The organism is Pedobacter sp. P26 (assembly GCF_050632135.1).
Taxonomy (GTDB): domain Bacteria; phylum Bacteroidota; class Bacteroidia; order Sphingobacteriales; family Sphingobacteriaceae; genus Pedobacter.
Map to the genome: position 1 here is coordinate 1,363,486 of NZ_CP192574.1, position 16,356 is coordinate 1,379,841.

At 37.2% G+C, this 16,356-nt stretch carries 11 protein-coding genes; 10 read left to right on the top strand and 1 reads right to left on the bottom strand.

Features of this window, described 5'->3' with window-relative positions; translation table 11 throughout:
* The first annotated feature begins 11 nt into the window (after positions 1-11).
* The 10 genes from ACQ86H_RS06450 to ACQ86H_RS06495 all read left to right on the top strand — a co-directional run bounded on the left by ACQ86H_RS06450 (position 12) and on the right by ACQ86H_RS06495 (position 14,592).
* On the top strand, positions 12-1,730 hold the full coding sequence (locus tag ACQ86H_RS06450; protein WP_431294211.1) for a SusD/RagB family nutrient-binding outer membrane lipoprotein: 1,719 nt from the start codon (positions 12-14) through the stop codon (positions 1,728-1,730).
* A gap of 261 nt (positions 1,731-1,991) precedes the next feature.
* Positions 1,992-2,366 carry a TlpA family protein disulfide reductase gene (locus ACQ86H_RS06455; protein WP_431295349.1) on the top strand — a complete coding sequence of 125 codons (375 nt, stop codon included), beginning with the start codon at positions 1,992-1,994 and terminating at the stop codon, positions 2,364-2,366.
* A gap of 1 nt (position 2,367) precedes the next feature.
* The gene (locus tag ACQ86H_RS06460; protein WP_431294212.1) at positions 2,368-3,702 is read left to right on the top strand and encodes a cytochrome c; all 1,335 of its coding nucleotides are present in this window, start codon (positions 2,368-2,370) and stop codon (positions 3,700-3,702) included.
* A 661-nt stretch (positions 3,703-4,363) separates the two neighbouring features.
* Positions 4,364-5,230 (top strand): ROK family protein, encoded by an 867-nt coding sequence (locus ACQ86H_RS06465; RefSeq protein ID WP_431294213.1) that lies wholly within the window; start codon positions 4,364-4,366, stop codon positions 5,228-5,230.
* Positions 5,231-5,349: 119 nt separating this feature from the next.
* Complete coding sequence (locus ACQ86H_RS06470; RefSeq protein WP_431294214.1) at positions 5,350-6,492, top strand: carboxypeptidase-like regulatory domain-containing protein; 1,143 nt, start codon at positions 5,350-5,352, stop codon at positions 6,490-6,492.
* Positions 6,452-6,967, top strand: a complete 516-nt coding sequence (locus tag ACQ86H_RS06475) for a hypothetical protein (RefSeq protein WP_431294215.1) — start codon at positions 6,452-6,454, stop codon at positions 6,965-6,967. The genes ACQ86H_RS06470 and ACQ86H_RS06475 overlap by 41 nt, the downstream gene beginning before the upstream one ends.
* A gap of 5 nt (positions 6,968-6,972) precedes the next feature.
* A complete protein-coding gene (locus tag ACQ86H_RS06480; RefSeq protein ID WP_431294216.1) occupies positions 6,973-8,778 on the top strand; it encodes a hypothetical protein in 1,806 nt (601 codons plus the stop codon).
* 169 nt (positions 8,779-8,947) lie between these two features.
* A complete protein-coding gene (locus tag ACQ86H_RS06485) occupies positions 8,948-10,432 on the top strand; it encodes a SusD/RagB family nutrient-binding outer membrane lipoprotein (protein ID WP_431294217.1) in 1,485 nt (494 codons plus the stop codon).
* Between the two features lie 60 nt (positions 10,433-10,492).
* Positions 10,493-11,917, top strand: a complete 1,425-nt coding sequence (locus tag ACQ86H_RS06490; RefSeq protein WP_138818179.1) for an alpha-L-fucosidase — start codon at positions 10,493-10,495, stop codon at positions 11,915-11,917.
* 2 nt (positions 11,918-11,919) lie between these two features.
* The gene (locus ACQ86H_RS06495; RefSeq protein WP_431294218.1) at positions 11,920-14,592 is read left to right on the top strand and encodes a glycoside hydrolase family 3 C-terminal domain-containing protein; all 2,673 of its coding nucleotides are present in this window, start codon (positions 11,920-11,922) and stop codon (positions 14,590-14,592) included.
* Between the two features lie 80 nt (positions 14,593-14,672).
* Here the strand turns inward: ACQ86H_RS06495 and ACQ86H_RS06500 are convergent, their stop codons facing one another.
* Entirely contained in the window at positions 14,673-15,806 is a 1,134-nt protein-coding gene (locus ACQ86H_RS06500; protein WP_431294219.1) for a M57 family metalloprotease, read from the bottom strand.
* Between the last annotated feature and the right edge of the window lie 550 nt (positions 15,807-16,356).

Consider the following 16,356-nt stretch of genomic DNA (forward strand, 5'->3'; position numbering starts at 1 on the left):
AGCAATTAAAAATGAAAACGACAAATAAGATAACCCTTCTGCTAACCGCATTAATTGGGATTTCAATATCATCATGTAAAAAAGATCAGTTTGTAGAACTGAATACAAACCCCGCTCTATTAGAAGTAATCACGCCCGAACAGCAATTTATGAATTCTACCGTAAATATGCATGGCGATAGATTTGAATACTATTATGATAATTTTAGAGCAATTATGCCCTGGATGCAAATGCTAACCCCATTGGCTGGTAACAGTACTACCTTTATCGCTGATGCTGCAAACTTTAGAAACGTAAGATACGGTAATTTTTATCCTAAAGTTGGTGGCAACTTAACTGATATGGAGCAGTTAATTAAAAAGATGTCTGCTGAAGAACAAGCAAAAAGAGTATATCAATTAGAAATAGGCCGTATTGTTAAAGCCTATTATGCCTTTTATGTTTCTGATGTAAGTGGAAGTATAGCCTATACAGATGCATTTATGTTTAGATATGGAGGTACAGTTACACCTAAGTATACTACGCAAGAAGCATTGTTTGATTTATTGGATACACAATTAAAAAATTCGGTAACCATATTATCAGCTACTCAACCAGTAGCTCAAACTTCTTTGGGAACAAATGATTTATTCTATCAAGGAGTTGTAGCCAATTGGATTAAAGTTGCAAACTCTACGCGCTTGCGTATGGCTATGCGATTAATGAAAAGAGATCCTGCCAAAATGAGAACTAAAATTTTGGATATACTTTCAGCACCGGGTGGCTTAATTAATAGCGCTAGCGACAGTTGGGTTTTTAGGGCAGGAGCTAACTTTGCAGATGGTGGAGATTGGTCACCTCAAAATTTACGCGCACCAAAACAAACGGTAGATTTCATGTACACCAATGCTGATCCTAGAATTCGTTTCTTCTATCAGGAAAATTCCTTTACTCAAACTAATTTTAACCTTGCTAAGGCACAAAATAAAGTTCCATCTACTGCTGTTTTTGATGCCAGAAGATTTTATGGTGTGCCTTCTAGCCCTGACGCTTCATCCAGTGCTTCATTTGCAAATTTCTTTAATAATATTAGTATCTCAGTAGTTAATTCTACAGGTCAAACGGTAAATCAAACCATGGATTCTTTATCGTTTATTCAACCAAGATTATGGGCAGCTGGAGAAAATGGTTCAAAGGGGATTAATGCATTCCCTTTAATTACGTACGCTGATGTTTGTTTCATGAGAGCGGAATTAGCAGCAAGAAATATAACGACAGAATCTGCTGAAGACTGGTACAATAAAGGGGTAGCTGCATCGATATCTTTTTATGATGATATGGCCAATAAAGCTCAGATTGTTGATAGATTGAATGCATTAAGTTACGTGGCTTTAACTGCTACTGAGATTCCTGATTATATGGCTAAAGCTGATATTAAATATGATCCGGCAAGAGGACTAGACCAGATTATTTGTCAGGCGTATATAAATTTCTTTAAACAGCCAAACGAAGCTTGGTCTTTGTATAAGAGAACTGGAATGCCTAATTCTACAACCGTGTTAAAATTAGAAAAAATAATGGCTAGTGGAACAGAACAAGTTATACCAAGAAGAGCGAGTTTGCCATTCCCGGCACCAACAAATTTAAACTATCAAAATATTGTTGATGCTTACAAAATAATGCAGGCAGATCCAGATTTTGGAGTCGGATCTACAGATATTACCGGCAGAGTTTGGTGGGATAAAAAATAAAAATATCTTTATGTAAATTAATGGAACTCCTAATGTAATTTAGGAGTTCTTTTGTATTATGAAATTAGCTATAGCCATTACATTAATTTTTCTTTTTCCGTTTACAAATGTACTTGGCCAAGGTATTTTGCCCAACAGATTACTTTGGACACAAATTAGTGCCAGTAATCTAATTAATGTTAAAAGTAAAGCGACAGTTGCACTGAAAAAAATACTGCATTTGTATTTATTTCACCGGAGTGCCCGCTTTGTAAAAACTATATACTTGTTTTAAATGATTTGTGTAAAAAGTATCCCCAGGTAAATATTGTTGGTATTGTACCAGGGAAAAGTTACACGCTACAGGACATAAAGCGATTTGCTGAAAAGTACAATTCCGGTTTTGACATCTACTTGGATAAGAATAAAATCTTTACAAAAATCTTAAAAGCTAAAGTTACACCAGAAACAGTTGTGATAGATAAAAATGGCAATGTAAGGTATAGAGGCTTAATAGATAATTGGCAGGCCAAATTAGGGGTGAAAAGGAAGGTCATCACCGATCATTATTTGGATGATGCACTTCATGGAATAAATACGGCAACCTATAAATATGTAGAGACGATACCATTAGGCTGTCTCATAAATGATCTTTAATATGCTTAATAAACTCTTTACAATAATTATACTTTGTTGCGCTTTTGGAAGTTCTTATGGACAGAAAATTACCTACTATGAACATATCGCTCCAATAATCCGAACTAAATGTGCACCTTGTCATCGTCCGGGTGAGGCAGGACCTTTTTCGTTGCTAACCTATGCTGATGTTGCCAAAAGGGTTTCATTTATCAGAGATGTAGTTGAATCGGGATTTATGCCGCCATGGAAACCCGATAATCATTACCGCATGTTTGCAAATGATCGTTCGTTAACCAATCAGGAAAAGAAAACAATTATCAGCTGGATAGACAATAAAGCTCCCGAAGGAATGGAAAAAAACAAAGAGCCAGTTAATACGCAATTTATTTCGGGTACGCAGTATAACAGAAAACCTGATATTACGCTGAAAGTTAATAAAGCATTTGAGGTGAAGGGAGATAATGAGGAGCGGTTTATTGTTTTTAAAATTCCTTTCGAAATGGCTTCAGCTAAAAATGTAGCAGCTATAGAATTTATTTCAACCAACAAAAAAAATATCCATCATGCAAATTTTGCCATACATCCGGTTCCTGATGATATAGATATTAAACAAGGTGCTGATTTTGTAAATTTAACTGACGAATCAAGAATAAATTACGATCAATACCTGCCCTTTAAAAAAGAAATGACTTACTATGGTGGTTGGATACCTGGTACTACATTCGAATCATACCCTGCCGATTTAGGATGGGTAATGCCAAAACGTGGTGTTGTTTTGCTTACCATACATTACGCACCCATTGGCAAAACCGAAGAGGATATTTCGGGTATAAATTTCTTCTTTAAAGATACACCAGTTAAACGTGTCGTAAATGTAGTTAGTTTAGGTTCTGGGGGAGTAGGCGAGAGCTCTATCGATCCCTATTTTATGATCCAAGCTGATTCTGTAAAAAAATTCAATCTTAAAATTTTAACTCCTCAGGATCAATCTTTGTTGTATGTATGGCCACATATGCATTTGTTGGGTAAGAGCTTTAAATCTTATGCTGTTACGGCTGCAGGTGATACTATTAAACTGATATCCATTCCCGCCTGGGATTTTAGATGGCAAGAGATTTATAGATTTAATAAGTTAATTAAAGTTCCTAAAGGATCAGTACTGACCATAGAAGGTACATACGATAATACAAAGGATAATCCAAATAATCCAAATAATCCTCCAAAAATGGTATTTTCTGCCAACGACATGAAATCTACGGACGAAATGCTCACCATGTTGCTGATATTTCTAAAATATGAAGAAGGTGATGAAAATAAAAGCCTTGATATTTTGGAAAGCCAAAAAAATAATTAGAAGGAAGCTGCAACTGACAATAGCTTCATTGCTTAAAATAGCCTGTATAAAATAAAATATCTTTTTTCTCAATTGATATAAGCATAATGCATTTTCTTATTAAAGCTGAGGAGTTTGTTAATAGAAATTTATAGGATGCATTCTGTGGCATTTCTAATTAGCTATCAATTTTTTGCATTGTTTTTATTTTAATCGTATTAAAAATTACAATTTTCTACCCATCAAATTGATTTATTTGCAAAGTATAACAGTAAATAAGTCAATTTTACTAATCTTTTTAATTTTTTTAAAAAGATTGATTTTCTTTTCTTTTTTTTGTAAATTTATTTAAACCAATCAAAAATGTCAGCAACTACTAAGAAAGCACAACGATTAAGGGCCGACATCATTAAGCTGCTTTATTATAAAAAAATCATCTCTCACCGATTTAAGTAAACGTATTAAAAAGAGCCTGCCTCTAATCACGTCTACTGTAAATGCTTTAATAGAAGATGGTTTAATTATTGAGCAAGGACTCGCTCCATCTACCGGAGGCCGTCGCCCTTTAAATTTTTTATTAAACCCCGATTATAAGAGGTACATCATAGCCGTAGCCATGGATCAGTTAACCAGTCAGTTAACCATATATGATTTATCTAATCATCAGGTTTTGCCCACACAGGTGATTGATTTAGATATGACCGAGCGTAAAAGTGCAGATACTTTAATTGAATTCATTGATCGCTGTATCAAGAAATCAACAATCGATAAAGAAAATTTATTGGGAATTGGTATTGGTATGCCGGGTTTTGTGAATGCAGATAAGGGAATAAACTATTCCTTTATGCAAATTGAAAACGATATAAGCCTGCAAGATTATCTCGCTAAAAAATTAAGTTTACCAGTTTATATAGATAACGATTCGAGCTTAATCGCCTTAGCTGAATTAAACTTTGGTGAAGCAAGAAATTTAAAAGATGTACTTGTAGTAAATATTGGCTGGGGTACAGGTTTGGGTATGATTATTAATGGCAAATTATACAGGGGTAGTAGTGGTTATGCGGGCGAATTTAGCCATATCCCTTTATCTAATTCAAATGCCTTATGCTCTTGTGGTAAGCGAGGTTGCCTTGAAGTTGAAACGTCACTTTTGGTGATGGTTCAAAAAGCAGAAGCGGCGGTAAAAAATGGAGAAGAAACGAGTTTGAAAGCCCTTTTTAATGACAAAAGTAAAAGCCATGTAGATCATTTTTTGAATGCAGTTGTAAAACAAGATCCTGTAGCCATTTCTATATTGGCTGATGCCGCATTTCAGATTGGTAAAGGATTAGCCACTTTAATCCATATTATGAATCCTGAACGGATTGTATTAAGTGGTCGTGGTGCAAAAGCAGGAAAAATGCTGCTCCCTCCCATACAACAGGCTATTAACGAATTTTGTATACCGAGAGTAGCTGAACAGACGGAAATTAAGTTATCTACATTAACCGACGAGGCCGAACTATTGGCAGCAGCTAGCTTGATGGTAGAAAATAGTTTATTTGAATAGTTTAACTTAATAATAAAGCAAATTAAATTTTAACTAATAGGAGAAATATATGAAGAAATAAAGAAAAGTTATTAAACCAAATAGTGAACCACCTTAACTAATCTAAACCTAAATAAATTATGAAAAAAATGTACTTAAAGTGCTTAAGTGTGTTGTTATTGAGTTTTTTAACAATTACCGCATTTGCACAAAAAACCATTACCGGTACGGTGGTGGAAGCATCTGGCCCACTGCCGGGCGTCAGTGTCTCCATTAAGGGCACAGCTAAAGTTACCCAGACAGATGCAGGCGGTAAATTCTCTATTTCTGCAGCAGATGGAAATATCCTTGTTTTCAGGTCTATTGGCTACACTTCAAAAGAAATTACAGTAGGAACATCTTCCGTTGTAAATGTTAAACTAGAGTCTTCTGCTAATAGTTTGGAGGAAGTTCAGGTTACTACAGCATTTGGAATTAAAAAGGAAAAAAGAGCGCTTGGCTACTCTACGCAGGAAGTATCCGGAAAAGATTTAACAATTGGCCAGGCGCCCACTATAGCACAGGGTTTAATGGGTAAAGTGGCTGGTTTACAGATTTCACAATCAGGAGGTGGGGTAGAAGGAGGTTCATCAAGGATTGTTGTCCGTGGAAATACCTCGTTAACAGGTGATAACAGGGCGCTTATTATTGTAGATGGTGTCGCCATAAATAATGATCCAGCCAATGTAAACGGCAATAACACTTCATCTGTTGCCGGTAATACAGGAGCCGATGTTTCCTCAAATAACGATTGGGGTACAGGTATGAACTTTATTAACCAGGATGATATAGAAAGCATTACGGTATTAAAAGGACCAGCTGCTGCGGCCTTATATGGTGCAAGGGGAGGTAATGGTGTTATTTTAATTACACGCAAAAAAGGGAGTAACCGCCCAGGACTTGGTATCGATTATAATTATTCTTACCGACATACAGATCCTTACGAAATACAAAATTTTCAAAATGAATATGGGCAAGGCGGTGTAGCTTCCATGTTAACTGCAGATAACAGTAAAATGTTCCCAATTAATGGTGCCGGACAAAGATATCAAATTGGTAATGGGAATACAGCACAGGGTGAATATTTAAGTAATTCTTTTGGTACGGTTCCTTATCCAAATGGAAAAGCAACAGATGCCTATTTCAGTTATCCCGGTAGTCAATCTTGGGGGCCCAGATTTGATAATCTACCCATATTGAATTATGATGGGGTTTTTAAGGCCTTATTCGGCTCAGCCAGATAATTGGAAAGCATTTTTTCCTGATGGTTCTGTGGTAAGCCATAATGTAGCCATTTCTGGTGGCAATGACAATGCTACTGGGCGTATTTCCTATACCCGAAATGATACTAAAGCCAATATTTTAAATAGTAATATCCAATCGAACGTTTTTAACTTAGGCTCTACACTTAAGGTTTCTAAAAAAGTAAGTGCAGAAGTAACCGCAAGTTATGTAAACTTTACCCGTTTAAATGCCCCTACTGTTGGTTCGGGCTATTTAGGTGGAGTAATTTATTCCATGCCAAGAGATTATAATCCTTACGTAGATTTTGACAATACTTATGGTCCAAATAATTCGCGTAAAGATGTACTTACCCCAGGTAATTTCCCTGCGGGTTCACCAGCTTATCCTTACAGCGGAAGTTATTTAGCTAACCAGTATTGGAATATTAATAACAATAACACGCTTTTTAATCGTAATGGACTTACCGGGGGATGAAGGTAATGGCTGATTTAACAGACTTCTTAAATGTAACCGCACAAGGAGGAGTAGATAATTCGAACGATGTAACTACTGTAAAAAATTATCCTACCGATGTTTTAGGGCAGGCAAACGGTGCTTATAAGTTGGCACAAGCCAAGAATCTGTCTACCAACCTACAAGCTTTCGCTCGTTTGCATAAAGACAATCTTTTTGGCAAAGAAATTAATGCAAGCTTAACCGCTGGAGTAGAAAGCTATTATCGTAATGATTATATTTCGAGTAACCGCACTGATGGAAGTTTAGTAAAACCATTTGTTTTTGCTTTAAATAATGGTTCAAACCCGGTTCCACAGCCAGAGGAAACAAAATACACCAAAAAGATAAATTCTGCATACAGTTTTTTAAACCTTTCTTACAAGAATTATTTGTTTTTAGAAGCTACAGCCCGTAACGACTGGTCGAGTACATTGGCAAATGGCTCAAACTCCTACTTTTACCCTGCAACTAATTTGAGTTATGTATTTACGGATGGAATTAAGGGGTTGCAGAATAGTTTGCCATGGTTAAGTTTCGGAAAGTTGAAACTCTCTTATGCAGAAACAGGATCAGATACCGACCCATACTCTATTTTTAATCTTTTGGATGTAACCACAAATAATGGGCAGCAGGCACAAAGTTTACCGGGCACATTAAAATTTGAAGGTGTAAAGCCACAAAAAAGCAGATCGTTCGAAGCTGGTATCAATTTAGGTCTATTTAAAAACAGATTAAATATAGATTTAACAGGTTACACCATGAAAAGCTTTAACCAGATTTTGGATAATCCATTGGCCTTATCATCGGGCTTTAACAATGTGAAAATTAATACAGGATCGTTGGGTAATACCGGTTTTGAGTTTATTATTAGTGGTTCTCCAATAAAAACGAAAGATTTTAGCTGGGATGTATCTATAAGTGGAGCGCATGCTAAAACTAAAGTATTGGAATTACAGGATGGCGTTGAAACCTTAACACTTGGAAACTTTTTTGGTGGCAGTGGTATTACCCAAAGGGTAAAAGTTGGTGATTATTACGGAACACTTTATGGAAAAGATTTTACCTATCTTAATGGCCAAAAAGTTGTAAAACGGGCTACTGGCACGGACGATTTGCCTTTGCAGTATACCGTTGATGGAAAAACTTATTACGCGGGTACGCAATGGGTATTAACGCAGGATGAAGTGCCAATTGGTAATTCTCAACCAATGTTAACCGGTGGTATTACAAACACCTTTAAGTATAAGGCTTTTTCATTATATGTATTGGCTGATGCTAAAATTGGAGGCGATACCTTTTTTGGTTCCTATGCTGCAGGTATGGGTAGTGGAAACTTAGTAGAGACCTTAAAAGAGCGTAATGGGGGAGGTTTACCTTTAGTGTATCCAGATGGAACCACGGCGAATACCGGAGTTAATTTTGGTGGAGTTTTTACAAATGGTACGCCTAACACGGATGTGGTAAACTATCAATGGTATTATCAAGGCACTTTCTCAGCCTGGAATCACCTTGGTGTACCACGTTCTGCATCGGTATTCAAAAATTCCTGGATGAAATTAAGGGAAGTAGCTTTAACTTATCAAGTGCCAGCTAAGTTTATCCAAAAAACCAAGGTTATCCAAAACTTATCACTTTCATTGGTTGGAAGAGACCTGTTTTACATCTTTACCACTATCCCTAAAGGTTTAAATCCTGAAGGTGTAAACAGCATTGGTAATATGCAGGGTATAGAATATGGATCTCTGCCAAAAACAAGATCATTTGGTTTTACTATCAGATCTTCATTTTAATCATTTAAAGCATTAATCACATGAAAATTCAACATAAAGTAATCCATAGTATACTTGGCCTCTCGCTTGTCATTGGTGTGGCATCGTGTAAAAAAGGTTTCGAAGAATTAAATAAGCCCTATAAAGATGCAACTGTTTCTACGGCAACACCTGCAGGCTTTTTAATAATTTGGCAAAACGCGCAACAGAAGAAGATTATACGATCTATGCCGGTCTGTTTATGCCTATTACCAATCAGCAGGGTGTTCAGAATAAAAACTTGCCATACATTAATTATATCACTACTTTTTGGCGTAATTACTACCAGGATCTGGCCGATTATAAACAACTTTTAAAGCTTGTTAGTGCTGCCCCCAACCCAGGTATTTATAATGATGTAAAGTATATGGCAACTATCCTGATGAGCCAAAAAACTTTATCGATGTTAGATCGCTATGGAGATATACCATATAGCCAGGCTGCTGTTGCTACCGAAGGCTCAGCAAACTATAAGCCAAAGTATGATAAAGAAGAAAGTATTTATAATAGTGTACTAGATGATCTAAAAGCTGCTGTTGAAGGTGTTGGTGGACAGAACCAAAGCTCAATAGGGACCTATGAATCTTTTTTGGCCAACGATTTTGTTGCTTGGAAAAAATTTGGAAACGCTTTAAGATTGCGTTACGCTGTTCGTTTAAGTAAAACCAATCTGCAAACCAAGGCGAAGGCCATCATTGCAGAAATTCTGGGTAATCCATCTACCTACCCATTACCTAACGATCAAGATCTTACAGCTTTATACAAAAGTAATTTCGGCAGTTTTCCTTTAGTGGTTATCCCAAATTCTCCAGATTATGGTGATCGCTATTGGTATGCATTCCGCGAACTCTCTGTTTCAAACATTAGGATGAGTTCAAATGTATTCGCTAAAATGTCATCAACCAATGCTGATGATGGTTCCGGATTTTTTGATCCGCGTTATAAAGTCTGGTTTATGCCAAATAATGCCGGTAAGTGGGTGCCTCAACCACAAAATGGATCTGTACAAGATGGCGGTACACCTTATCCTAATGAATCAACCAATAGTCCAAAAGCACCGGGTACCGATCCTGGTAATAAATTTGCTGCATTTAATTATTATCTCGTGCGTGATTTTCAGAGTTTCCCTTATGTAATTATTTCAGAAGCAGATGTACATTTCTTAAAGGCCGAAATTTATAACCAAGGTATAGGCGTTGGTGCTGATCAGGCTTTGGCCGAAACAGAATATAATGAAGGGATGAAAGCCTCTGTTAACTTTTGGTATACTACAGTTAATAGCAATACCACCGCAATATGGCCTGCTGCTGCTAAACCTGGTCCAATTACCCAGGCACAGATAGATATTTTTACCAGTAATCCTGCTGTTAAGTTTACAACTGGTGATGTAGCCGGAAATTATCAGAAAATAATTACTCAGTCGTGGTTGGCAAGCATGTTTAATGCAGTAGAAACTTGGTGTACAGTCAGACGTACCGGGGTGACACCTAAAGATGGCACTTATACCCCTGTTACTTATAATAGGTTGCCTTATCCTGACGATGAGAAAACCAACAACCTTTCTAATTTGAATGCGATTGGTGGTAATGTAGACGCTAATGTTCAAGTTGCTAAAAAGGTGTATTGGATGCCATAATCCTAAATCAAATTTATTCATTTCCCGGCCAGCATTTGGTCGGGATTTTATACCCTGATAATGAAGATAAAAATTTACTTTCTTTTCTGTTTAATACTGTTTGTACATCGTTCTTCTGCCCAGCAGAACGACATTATGCCTCAATCAGAGATTTACGAATGGCCAAAAGATGACGCTGTTAAACAAAAACTCGATACTTGGCAGGATAAAAAATTTGGAATGATCATTCACTGGGGCTTATATGCGGTACCCGGAATTATCGAATCCTGGTCCATCTGCTCTGAAGACTGGATCGAGAGGGATAGTACCATCAAATACGAAGATTATAAAAAATGGTATTGGGGGCAGAGCGAAAAGTTTAACCCTACAAAGTTCAACCCCGAACAATGGGCAAAAGCAGGTAAAGATGCAGGCATGAAATACCTGGTGTTTACCACGAAACACCACGATGGTTTTGCGATGTTTGATACCAAACAATCTGATTTCAGCATTGCAAAAGGTCCGTTTGCCAACAACCCTAGAAAAGATGTTGCTAAATATGTATTCGATGCATTCCGCAAAGAAAACTTTATGATCGGTGCTTATTTTTCTAAACCTGATTGGCATTCGCAATACTATTGGTGGGACAAATATGCCACTGCAGATAGAAATAACAATTACGACATCAGAATGAATCCGTGGCGTTGGAATAAGTTTAAAAGCTATACCCAGAACCAGATTGGCGAGCTAATGAAAAATTACGGAAGCATTGATATTTTATGGCTAGATGGGGGGTGGGTAAGGCCTTTGGCGTCGGTTAATGAAGAAGTCCGCTCATGGGGTGCTCCAATTCCGGAGTGGAGCCAGGATATTGATATGCCTAAAATTGCAGCTGATGCCAGAAAAGCACAACCTGGTTTAATTGTGGTGGATAGAACGGTACATGGCCAGTATGAAAACTACCAGACTCCTGAGCAGAAAATCCCTGAAAAGCAATTGGATTACCCATGGGAAAGCTGCATGACTTTAGGCGGAGCCTGGGGTTTCGTACCCAACGATCAATATAAATCAGCAGGTGAAGTGGTGCATAAACTGGTAGAAATTGTTGCCAAAGGCGGGAGTTTGCTTTTAGGTGTTGGTCCAAAAGCAGATGGAATGCTGCCTGACGATGTGATTAAAAAATTAGAAGAAATTGGGCAGTGGACTTCAAAAAATGGTACAGCTATTTACGGAACACGGATTACCAAAAACTACCATGATGGGCAAAATTGGTTTACCCAAAGTAAAGATGGTAAAACCATTTATGGAATCAGTTTGCTGGATGGTAACGCGCCTAAAGAAATTTCCTGGCAGGGAAGCATCCCCAAAAAAGGGACTTCTATTATCCTGTTAAGTAATAAGCAAAAAGTAAAATGGAAGCTGATAGATGGCAAAGTACATTTTGATTTTCCAAAAACCGAGGAGAAAATTGCCTTGACTTTTTCTTTTACACCCGAAACCAATTAGTAATGCTAAAACAGAGAAGATACCTATGCTTATTGCCCGCATTGTTTTTATGCAGCAGCCTTTTTGCTCAGGTTAAAAAAGAACAAACCTTGCCTTATAAAAATCCAAAATTAAGTATCGGTTTAAGGGTAAAAGACCTGATTTCGAGAATGACTCCGGAAGAAAAATTCTGGCAGTTGTTCATGATTCCGGGTGATGTAACCGAACAAAATAAAAACCAGTTTAAGCATGGGATTTTTGGTTTGCAGGTAAGTGCTGCTGCACAGGGAAGTGGCAATGCACAACAGATGTTAACCTACAATACCTCTGAAGACGGACTTTCTCTGGCTAAAAAGGTTAATAAGATTCAAAAATACTTCATTGAAGAAACCCGTTTGGGCATTCCAATCATTCCATTTGATGAAGCTTTACATGGTTTGGTTAGGCAAGGGGCAACGGCCTTTCCACAATCAATTGGTTTAGCGGCAAGTTTTGACACTGCTTTGGTAGCCAAAATCGGTACAGCTATTGCCAGTGAAGCAAAGGCACGTGGTTTAAGAGATCTTCTGGCGCCGGTAATTAATATGGCTACTGACGTAAGATGGGGCAGGGTAGAAGAAACCTATGGAGAAGATCCTTATCTAACAACCGTTCTGGGCCATGCTTTCATGAATGCTATAGAAAGACAGAATATTATTGTTACGCCAAAGCATTTTATTGCCAATGTGGGCGATGGTGGGCGCGATAGTTATCCTATAGAAGCGGACAGACATTTTCTGGAAGAAATCCACTTCCCTGCATTTAAAGATGGCGTTAAAAATGTAGGCATCCGTTCATTAATGACTTCCTACAACAGTGTTTTTGGTACTCCGGCAACCTCCAATAAATGGCTGCTTACCTCTAAACTAAAAACAGAATGGGGCTTTAAGGGCTTCGTGATTTCTGATGCAGGCGCAGTTGGAGGAGCCAATGTATTACATTTTACGGCTAAAGATTATAAAGATGCAACGGCACAATCAATTAATGCTGGCCTCGATGTCATCTTCCAGGTAGATTATAACCATTATAAACTTTTTCTCCCAGCATTTTTGGATGGCAGTATTCCCAAATCGAGAATAGATGATGCATTGGGAAGGGTTTTAAGGGCGAAATTTGAGTTAGGTTTGTTTGAGCATCCTTATGTAGATGAAAGTATTGCTGAAAAGATGTTAAGCGATCAAAGTAATCATCATCTGGCAAAAGAGGCTGCTTTAAAATCTTTTGTGCTGCTAAAAAATGAAAACAATACGCTTCCGTTAAAAAGTGCAAAGCATATTTTACTTCTCGGGGAAGATGCTGTTGAAGCCAGGTTAGGCGGCTACAGCGGTACTGGAAACAATAAGCTAAATATGTGGGATGGACTAAAAAATGCAGTATCAAATGACATTAAGGTCAATTACTTAAAAGGCAGTAGTCGTGAGCCGCAAGTTTATATTCCAATTGACAGCCAATTTCTTTCTGCCGATCAAAAAGCAGGATTAAAAGGAAGCTATTACAAAGGGCTTCACTTCTCCGGAAAACCTGTTAAAGAAGTAAATGATCAGGTTGTTAATTTCAGCTGGACATTATACCCACCAGATGAGCAGCTCCAACTGGACGATTATTCTGTAAGGTGGGATGGTAAAATTAAAGTACCGCAGAATGAAGATGTTAATATCGGATTGGAAGGTAACGATGGTTACCGATTATACCTTGACAACCAATTACTGATCGATAACTGGGACAAAAAGTCATTCAATACCAGGACAATTCCCTTTCATTTTGAAAAAAATAAGGAGTATGCAATTAGGGTTGAATTTTTTGAACCCAAAGGTAATGGTAAGATCAAACTGATCTGGGACTATAATATCAGGAAATCAAGCGAAATAGCTGATGCAGTGGCTGCGGCAAAGAATAATGATGCCATTGTATTTGTTGCAGGTATAAAAGAAGGAGAATTTTTGGATCGGGCAATGTTAAAGCTGCCCGGCAACCAGGAGTTGTTACTGGAAGAACTCGTAAAAACCGGGAAGCCTATTGTTGTGGTATTAACCGGCGGAAGTGCCATTAATATGCAACCCTGGTTAAATAAAGTAAGCGCGGTTTTAAACGTATGGTACCCTGGTGAAGCAGGGGGAGCTGCCGTTGCCGATGTATTGCTCGGAAAAGCAAATCCATCAGGTAAACTTCCAATTACTTATCCGATTGATGAATCGCAGCTACCCTTGGTTTACAACCACAAACCTACCGGAAGAGGCGATGATTATAACAACTTAAGCGGTGAGCCACTTTTTCCATTTGGATATGGATTAAGTTATACCAACTTTTCTTACCAAAATTTGAAGTTTAGCCGTAAAAGCATCGCTAAAAATGAAACAGTTATGGTAAATTTCGAACTTAAAAATACTGGCAATTACGATGGTGAAGAAGTGGTGCAGCTGTATATGAGACCTTTGTTAAGCAAATTGGCCCAACCTGTCCTTGCACTGAGGGCTTTCCAGCGGATACATTTAAAGGTTGGTGAAACAAAGCTCATTTCATTTAAACTGAATAAGGAAGTGTTGCAAACACTTGATATCAATAATGTATGGGAAGTAATGCCGGGAGAATATAGAATCATGATAGGATCATCAAGCAAGGCTCTTTATTTAAAAGATAACTTAACGGTTAAGCTCTAAAAATATCTCCTATGGTTGGGTATAATCCATATCAAGTAATTTTGCCGCAGATCCTGGTTAAATCTGCGGCTTTTCAAAGGTTAATCTAATCCATAGTTCTTTAATGCAATGGATACAAAACCATTTTGTACAGACATGTTAAGATTAGAAAAAGTAATTGTTTTATCGCTGGCATTAATAACACCATTAACTGTAGAGCCGTTAGCACTTGCTGTGGCAGACACCGGTATATATCCTGAACTTATTTTTACCACCAGCGTCGAACTTGGATTATAACTGTTAATGTTATAAACATAGGTTGAAGTAGTATTTACTGGTGGAGTAGAAATTGTTGCTGCAATATGAGTTCCATTTAATATTAATCCATAATAAGTTGGTGTATTACTCATGGTCGTAACCCTGAAGGAGTAAGTATATGTAGGATAACCATATAAATAGTTTAAGGCAACGATATCATTTGTATTAAAAGAACGATCTACACCGCTATTGCAGGCAAGCATAAGTGAATTGGGCTCGGCAGAAGCAGGAGTTCCAGGTATTTGAATTGCCCCCGGAAAGTTTTGAATATCAGCACTATTATAGCTATTACCTTCATCCCAGCTTACTGGACAGCTATAACCCCGGTCGTAATAGTCAGTATGTCTTAGACCTATACAGTGACCTATTTCATGCTGAATTACAGAGGTGATATAGCCTACATCTGGATTTGTACCGAATGCAGCAGGATTTGTATTTAATCCAATTTGATTAAAAGGATTTCCTGAAAAAGGAAAACCACCATAGCCTAATAGGGTGCCATTAGGAGTTGGACCTTGATTAAAGCCAGTGATATCAATATTCCCGTTGCTGCTAACCAATTGAAAATTGATTTTCAGGTTTAACGAGTTGTACCTTCCAACAGCATTACTTGCTGCTGTTGAATAAACAGCAGGTAAATTTGAAACAGAAATTGTTATTGTACGGGGTAAGTTTTGAACAAGATTATTGGTTTGGTACTGTTCTGATTTAGCAATGATTAAGTTTGAAGAGTTTGTGGCCTTACCTAGAGAAGATTTTGGCAGAAAAATATCTCCTTCCACAATATATCCATCTTTCATAATTGTTATGCCATTGGTATTAAATCCCATTTCTTTAATAGTAGCTAATACAGATTCAGGTATTTCACTGTGTTGTTGGGTTTCTGTATTTTGTTTTTTAGCACATGAATAAATCATGAAAATAAATAAAACTGCAAAGAGCGAATAAAGATTTTTTTGATCATAGTTTGAATTTAGCTTGTAGATTTATAATTAGATTATTTGAAATCTAATATACATGAATGTACTAATATATGATATTAAATATAAAATTATATAGGTAGAATAAGTATTATTTAATAGATGATATATGTGTTTAATATAGGATAGGACAATCTTATCAGAAATTAATTAAATGATTTGATCATGTATCTGCTGTCTGTAAAGTTAAGCTTAGGTCTCTACTGATGACCAATAAGATTGAGTTTTCGAAAATCAATAATCACGAAGCCGAGGCTAAGATTTTTTTCTATTGCTTAATCCGTAGAGCCTTTGGGAGCGCTAAGAACAGATTATCGTATTCGTCCTCCTGAATTATTTCAGGATCTTGAAACAAGGGAAACTTATGAATAATCGTAATGCAAACGCTTTAAGATTCCCGCCTGCGCGAGAATGACGGCCGGACTGATAGATTCTTTCTAATGGTAGCGGACTTGAAGGATATTTAGAATTTCTCACCCAACTTTGC

Coding starts and splice junctions, on each gene's coding strand:
- ACQ86H_RS06495 (WP_431294218.1), top strand. CDS start 11,920: ATGCTAAAACAGAGAAGATACCTATGCTTATTGCCCGCATTGTTTTTA.
- ACQ86H_RS06450 (WP_431294211.1), top strand. CDS start 12: ATGAAAACGACAAATAAGATAACCCTTCTGCTAACCGCATTAATTGGG.
- ACQ86H_RS06490 (WP_138818179.1), top strand. CDS start 10,493: ATGAAGATAAAAATTTACTTTCTTTTCTGTTTAATACTGTTTGTACAT.
- ACQ86H_RS06480 (WP_431294216.1), top strand. CDS start 6,973: ATGGCTGATTTAACAGACTTCTTAAATGTAACCGCACAAGGAGGAGTA.
- ACQ86H_RS06460 (WP_431294212.1), top strand. CDS start 2,368: ATGCTTAATAAACTCTTTACAATAATTATACTTTGTTGCGCTTTTGGA.
- ACQ86H_RS06475 (WP_431294215.1), top strand. CDS start 6,452: ATGATGGGGTTTTTAAGGCCTTATTCGGCTCAGCCAGATAATTGGAAA.
- ACQ86H_RS06500 (WP_431294219.1), bottom strand. CDS start 15,806: ATGATTTATTCATGTGCTAAAAAACAAAATACAGAAACCCAACAACAC.
- ACQ86H_RS06470 (WP_431294214.1), top strand. CDS start 5,350: ATGAAAAAAATGTACTTAAAGTGCTTAAGTGTGTTGTTATTGAGTTTT.